At 41.7% G+C, this 6,226-nt stretch carries 5 protein-coding genes; 3 read left to right on the top strand and 2 right to left on the bottom strand.

Annotated features, from left to right (window positions below; all coding sequences use genetic code 11):
• The 3 genes from KB186_RS28135 to KB186_RS28125 all read left to right on the top strand — a co-directional run.
• On the top strand, positions 1-1,869 hold a 1,869-nt coding region (locus tag KB186_RS28135; RefSeq protein ID WP_232774846.1), incomplete at its 5' end, for a hypothetical protein.
• 332 nt (positions 1,870-2,201) lie between these two features.
• On the top strand, positions 2,202-3,065 hold the full coding sequence (locus tag KB186_RS28130; protein ID WP_232774848.1) for a tyrosine-type recombinase/integrase: 864 nt from the start codon (positions 2,202-2,204) through the stop codon (positions 3,063-3,065).
• A 58-nt stretch (positions 3,066-3,123) separates the two neighbouring features.
• On the top strand, positions 3,124-3,936 hold the full coding sequence (locus KB186_RS28125; RefSeq protein ID WP_232774845.1) for a hypothetical protein: 813 nt from the start codon (positions 3,124-3,126) through the stop codon (positions 3,934-3,936).
• Positions 3,937-4,158: 222 nt separating this feature from the next.
• Here KB186_RS28125 and KB186_RS28120 read toward each other — a convergent pair whose 3' ends face one another.
• Both KB186_RS28120 and KB186_RS28115 read right to left on the bottom strand, forming a co-directional pair.
• Entirely contained in the window at positions 4,159-4,797 is a 639-nt protein-coding gene (locus KB186_RS28120) for a hypothetical protein (RefSeq protein WP_232774844.1), read from the bottom strand.
• Between the two features lie 978 nt (positions 4,798-5,775).
• On the bottom strand, positions 5,776-6,226 hold a 451-nt coding region (locus KB186_RS28115; RefSeq protein ID WP_370646721.1), incomplete at its 5' end, for an immunoglobulin-like domain-containing protein.

The following is a 6,226-nucleotide window of genomic DNA, read 5'->3' as shown; positions in this document are numbered from 1 at the left end:
AGTGCTATTAACGGTACAACTGTTGAAGTTAAATTCAACAAAGAAGTTGATGGAACATCTTTGTTTGATGCAAACGGTGCTTTCCTTGCTAATGTTGTAGCAATGAAAACAATTGATAGCGTTGACGCTGGTGCTCTGTCCGGTAAACTGAGCGAAGACGGCAAAACTTTGACTGTGACTACAGCAAATGCAGTTTCTAAGCGTTACAACGTAGTTATCGATGGCATCAAAGCTAAAGATGGCTCTGCTTTCGCTAAATACGATGAAGTTGTAACATTCGCTGCTGACACTACTGCTCCAGCTATCGTTTCCACTGTAAAAGATTCCGCTAGCACTTTCACTGTTACATTCTCTGAACCAATTAAACAAATCGGTACTGTAACATACAAATATGCTGACGGTACTCCAGTTGCAGATGGTCATGTTACTCATAACTTTACCACTACAACTGACAAAGTGACTTTCACTTTGACTTCTAATATCGCAGCTGGCAAAACAGTTATTGCAACAGTAATTGGTGCGCAAGATACTGCGAGCAACCTGCTTACTCCAAACCCTGCAACTGTAACTATGGTTAAAGGTGCTTTGGACGGAGTAGCTCCAACAGTTTCTGCTATCGCACAAACAGGTGCAGATACTTTCACTGTTAAGTTCTCTGAGCAACTTTCTGCAAACCCAACAATCTCCATCGATGGAGTTGATGTTGCAGCTGATAAAGTTGTAAAGAATGCGACCGATTCTACTCTCTACACTGTAACTGCTCCAGCTGTACTTGATGGTGCTAAAACAATCACTGTAAAAGGCTTCAATGACCTCAGCGGTGAAGTTGGTGCAGACACTAGCAAAGTTGTAGTGTTCACAAAAGATGCAGCAGCTCCAAAAGTTGCTTCTTCTAATGTAGTGGTAGATGCTACTGATAGCAAGCAATATCTTGAACTGACATTTGATAAAGATGTTAAAGTTGCTACTGGTAAAGTAAATGGTACTGGTACTTTCGTAAAAGACCATATCACGAACACAATCACTGCAACTGAAACAGATGTTAAACAAGATGCAACTAACAAGAAAGTAGTTCGCGTAAACCTCGATGCTCTCTTGGGTGACGTAGCTACTGATGTTGAGGGTGCTACATACAACCTCGACCTGAAGTTCACTGGTGTAACTAGCGCTGCAGATGTAGCTGTAGAAGATGCTAAAGCGACATTTACCCGTGGTAAAGATGGTGTGCCAGCTAGTGATGCAGTTGTGAAAGTAACTGCTGTTGAGCAAGGTACTGATAACAACAAAGTAAAAGTTACTTTTGACCAAGCAGTAGACGGAGCTTCTGCTACGAATGCAGCTAACTACAAAATTGACGGCGCTGTTGTTGAATCTGTAATATTGCTGCCAGCAGTAACTGCAAATGGAGCAACTACTCAAGTTGCTGTTCTGAACCTGAAAGCTGGTTCTAACGAATTCACTGGTACTCGCAACATCAACATCTCTGATGTAAAAGCTCTTGGTTCTACTAAAGTGATGGAGCCATTCCACATTAACACAGTCGAACTGAAAGAGAACGTTGCTCCAGTTGTAACTTCTGCTAAGTTGACTGGAACAAAAGAAATCACTTTGACATTCTCTGAAGCTGTTGTGGGTGGAACAGAAGTTGATTTCGAAGTATTGATTGAAGGTAAATCTCAAGCTACAGCTGAGAATGTAGATGCTGCTGTTGATGCAACTGCAACAAATACTGCTAAAGTAACAATTGCAGAAGTTGATGCAGACAAAATCAAAAAAGGTATCTCTCTGAAAGCATTGACTTCGATCGATGTAAAAGATGCTGCAGGAAACGTTTTGTCCGTTCCAGCTAACATCGTTGTTACTCAGTAATAGAAATATTACTTCATAAGCTCTATCAAAAGAGCAAGGGAAGTTGAAAAAGCACCCCATACGCAGAAATGTGTACGGGGTCTTTTTTTGAACCGTTATAAAAATATTTGTAATCCGTTGCAAATGCTGGAAGGGACTAACGTAGTCATGCGCTAGCCCCTTTCATTTTCGATTGAATGTAGCTGAAAAGTTATAATATTTTCAATGACAAAACACTTTGTTTTATTGTATTTAAATATCCAAAAAACGGTTATACTTAAAGTATTGCCCTTACCTTACAGGTACTCTTTTTACTTGAGTACACTGGCATTTATGGTGGTGTTTTGAGACAAATGGTCTTAACTCAAGCGATAGATATTTTCTTGCAATACCTGTCTTCAATTGGCCGGAGTGAACAAACGATTACGGGGTATAAAAAGGATTTGTCATACTTCACCCGTTTCCTGGAAAGCAAATACAACTGCGAACCATACATCGACGAAGTATTGGTAACGGATATTGAAGATTTTCTTCTATATCTTAAGACAGAACGTGCCTATGCACCTGCTAGCAGACAACGAAACCTTCATACTTTCCGTTCATTCTTTGCTTATGCTCAGAAAAAAGAATGGGTCCCCCGGAATATTGCATTGTCCGTTGAGAAAATAAAGGTACAGCAAAAAGAAAGAACATATTTGGAAGAAGCAGAGGTAGACGAGTTGGTTAATGAAATTGATCACCCACTCATTAGACTCGTCGTCATGGTTTTATACATGACTGGTATGCGAATTTCAGAGTGTCTCAACCTGAAAGTCGATGAAGTGAAATGGGATCAACAAGTAATTCATGTGGTGGCGGGTAAGGGAAACAAGGATCGGTTTATTCCCATCTCCCCTCGTTTACTACCGGTGTTGAAAGAATATGTACTTCATCATCGACCTGATTCTGATTCCAATCGTTTTTTTTGTACAAAAAAAACGGGTAAACTTTCTCCGGTCTACGTTAATCGCGAAATTACAGAAGCAGTCAAACGATTAGGATGGAGCAAGAAAGTGACGGCGCATATCCTCCGCCACAGCTTTGCAAGTCAACTAGTCAAAAAGGATGTTAATCTGGTTCAAATACAAAAACTTCTAGGACATTCATCTTTGAACGTAACCAGTGTTTATACACACACCAATTTAGATCAGCTGCGAGATGCTATCAGCCATTTGTAGGTGAGTGTATAAAATATCCAAACACTTTTTTAAAGAGAGAGAAATAGGAGTGTTACATGTGGATACACGGACAGAGAAAAAACCAATCTATGACGAACGAGTCAATGAGATATTACGCGGCATGGTTGAGGGAAAAACGAGAGATGAGATAGCGCAGGAATTCGGACATAAGAATTACAAGACGTTAGATATTTACATGCGTCGCAAGAACTTTATGTGGGATCGTTATAAACAAGCCTATGTACCTATACATACAAGTACCGAGAAGTGGGACCCAAGCAAGGATTTAATGAAGTCTTCGATGGAATCAACGATTCTTTCGCTCTTTCAGAAAGCTGGAGCAGATGCGAAGACGATTGCCAAACGTATGGGCTTTCAGGATCATCGGGAGCTGGCAACATATATGAAGGCAAAAGGATATAGGTGGTGTTCTGATACGAAGAACTATGTGAAGGAATATGGGAAACTGGCCGATACGGAAATGATCTATAAGGAAGCAGGATCAAATTCTTCTATGGATATCCCGATGGAAGAACTTGAGGAGCCTTTTGTAGCGACTAGAACTGGTCTTACGGCTCCGAACCAGATGGATCAGTATCTTTCCCTACTCGAGCTTTTAGAGCGTAACAGGGGTCGTTTAATCGATCTGATCGTCCCTGGGTCAGAATCAGGTAAAGTTCCTCGATATGCTGTACCTGGAGTCTTTGTTACGAAATCCGTTCATATGACAAATACACTCGATCAAATGGTTCGCGAATACAGTAAGGAAAAAAATATTAGTCAGAGAGATATATTCGCTGTTGCATTGATCGAGTTTTTCAAGCGATATGGGTATGAGAGAGAAATTAGTACGTTGATTGGGAAAGTGTAAGTCAAATCGCCTTCTAATCCCTGTGATTTGCTACGGGATAGGAAGGCTTTTTATTTTTATATCATAATGGCATAGCGTATTGCTGCGGGAGAGGCATTGGACCTAAAGTACTCAAGGGAGTTGGGCACTCATTTCGCTTACCTTGTTACCGAAAGAAAGAGCCTGCCTCTGTGAGGCAGACTCTTGTGAAGCCTTAAGGATTTAAAAGCTTCTGATTGAAAACTAATTACTGGTAACTGTAATTGTAATATTTTGGTCTGCTACTGTTTTCGTAGACGTAAATGTTACTTTCGGGCCAGAAACCGTGATATTCTGACGGAATATCCCTTTTCCATTTTCGAGTGCTTGAAAAGCAGATGCAATTTTGTCTGCAATTTCAGCAGATGTTTCTGTACCTTGAAGGATAACAGTCGCCGTCTCATTCAAATAGTTTCCATCTGTAAAGTTAACACTCAAATCCTTCGAGCCAGAACCAGCATCAGAAATTTCAAGTTCATTCACCTCAGCTACTCCGCCTGTACCAGCAACTCCCTTTCTCCATTCTGAACCTACTCCAGTGACACCCGTCGCGTCTAGATCTTCTAACGTGATGGTAATATCTTTGTCTGCCTCTTGTGTTGGTTCGTTAATATAAATAGTCATACCACTTCCTGTAATATTATAATCCGCTTTTAATTCTTGATAAATCGCATCATATAGCTGGAAAAAGATCGTTGAGGTACTGTCATTCATGTTCACCGATTGAACAATGTCTTTTCGAATCTGACCATCATCAAATACTACCTGAATCCTTCCGTCTTTACTTGCACCTGTTAAAATTTCCAACTGATTCGTCTCTTCTCTACCACCGGTTGGTGCCATACCTTTTACTACTTCCTTCGCATTCCAGACAATCTCGCTATTCTCGTCTTATCCCGTTTGAAATTTGGGGTTATAACGAGCCTACACCGTACGGGCGACTTTCATCGCATACGGCGTTCCATCAGCGAAGAAGGGAATGTTACGTCTTACAATGGGCATCTTCATCCTATCAAATGCTTCTCACAAAATTCTCACAAACGTAATCATCTTAAGGAGCTATACTGGCAGCCGCTCTTAAAGCAGGATAAAACGCAAAAAAGGACTGCAGAAATGATCTCTCTGCAATCCTTTTTGGAAATCGTTCATTTGTAGACTTGAGAAACTACAACGCCCATTGTAAGTTCTCGCATCCTTCTTATCCGCTGACTGGGTTCCTTCGCTCCGGCCAGTTTTTCTCCTCCCCGCCTGTGTCACCACTACGGGTACAAACGGCAAGCCATCCACACTACTACGAACCCGCCGCCATCTTATCAGCCTCACTGGTGCTAACCCACCTCTTCTGATAAGACTTCAAACGTTCCACCTTGTCTATCCCTTGTTTTGCTGACCTTAGGTCCCCACTATACAATACGAGAAAAACAGGTTTAACAGCCTGAATTGTTCCTGTTTCGTCTGTACGATCTCGAGTACAGCGACTGTTGTTAAACCCCTAGCGCTTCATTACCTAACAACAGCTATCTCGTATTGGGTCACCATGGATTCGTCGCCTGACCATAACCAGCTTTTAAGGAGCCCCGCCTTGCATCTCAACAAGTACGACTTCACCTGACTTCACGGGAAGCAGTTAGTATAGGACTGCTTTTTCGTGCAGGAGGATTAGGCACATGAGTCATAGGCTGTTCTCACGGATTGGAATTGCACCAATCTATTTGACAAGATAGTTAGAGAAAACCCCTAGACCGCTATGAAAGTTGTCTAGGGGTCGTTCTCCACTTCTTTCACTCAGATGAGTTTATGAAGTAACGTTTCGTGATTTTATTAAGGAGTTTCTTTAACTACAACTGTAAATTGTTTAGTATCAGTTGCAGTACCCTTAGTCAGAGTAGCTGTCAATGTCACAGTTGCGTCGCCGGAACCATTAGCCGGACGTACAACTGTACCATCTGCAGCTACAACTGTAGCATCGCTAGAAGCCCATGTAATAGTTACTCCGTTAGCAGCTGTAGGAAGAGTCAAGTTTGCAGTTACAGCACTGGTGTCGCCCAGATCTAGAGCTGCTTTTTCAGTTGCTACTGCTTGAACATTTGCTTTCAGTTCAGCGATTTTTGCTTCTGCAGTTTGCAAATCAGCCTCTTTTGTTACCAGAGCTTTTTGAGCTGCTGTCAATGCAGCGTAATCTGCACGCGCTGCTTGTACTGCAGTTTCGTCAGCCAAAGTCAACGCATTTGCTGCTGGAAGTGCAGCGATTTTGTTATCTACAGCTTGAGCC

Source organism: Brevibacillus sp. AF8 (assembly GCF_021270385.1).
Lineage (GTDB): Bacteria > Bacillota > Bacilli > Brevibacillales > Brevibacillaceae > Brevibacillus.
This window is presented reverse-complemented; position numbering and strand designations above follow the sequence as displayed.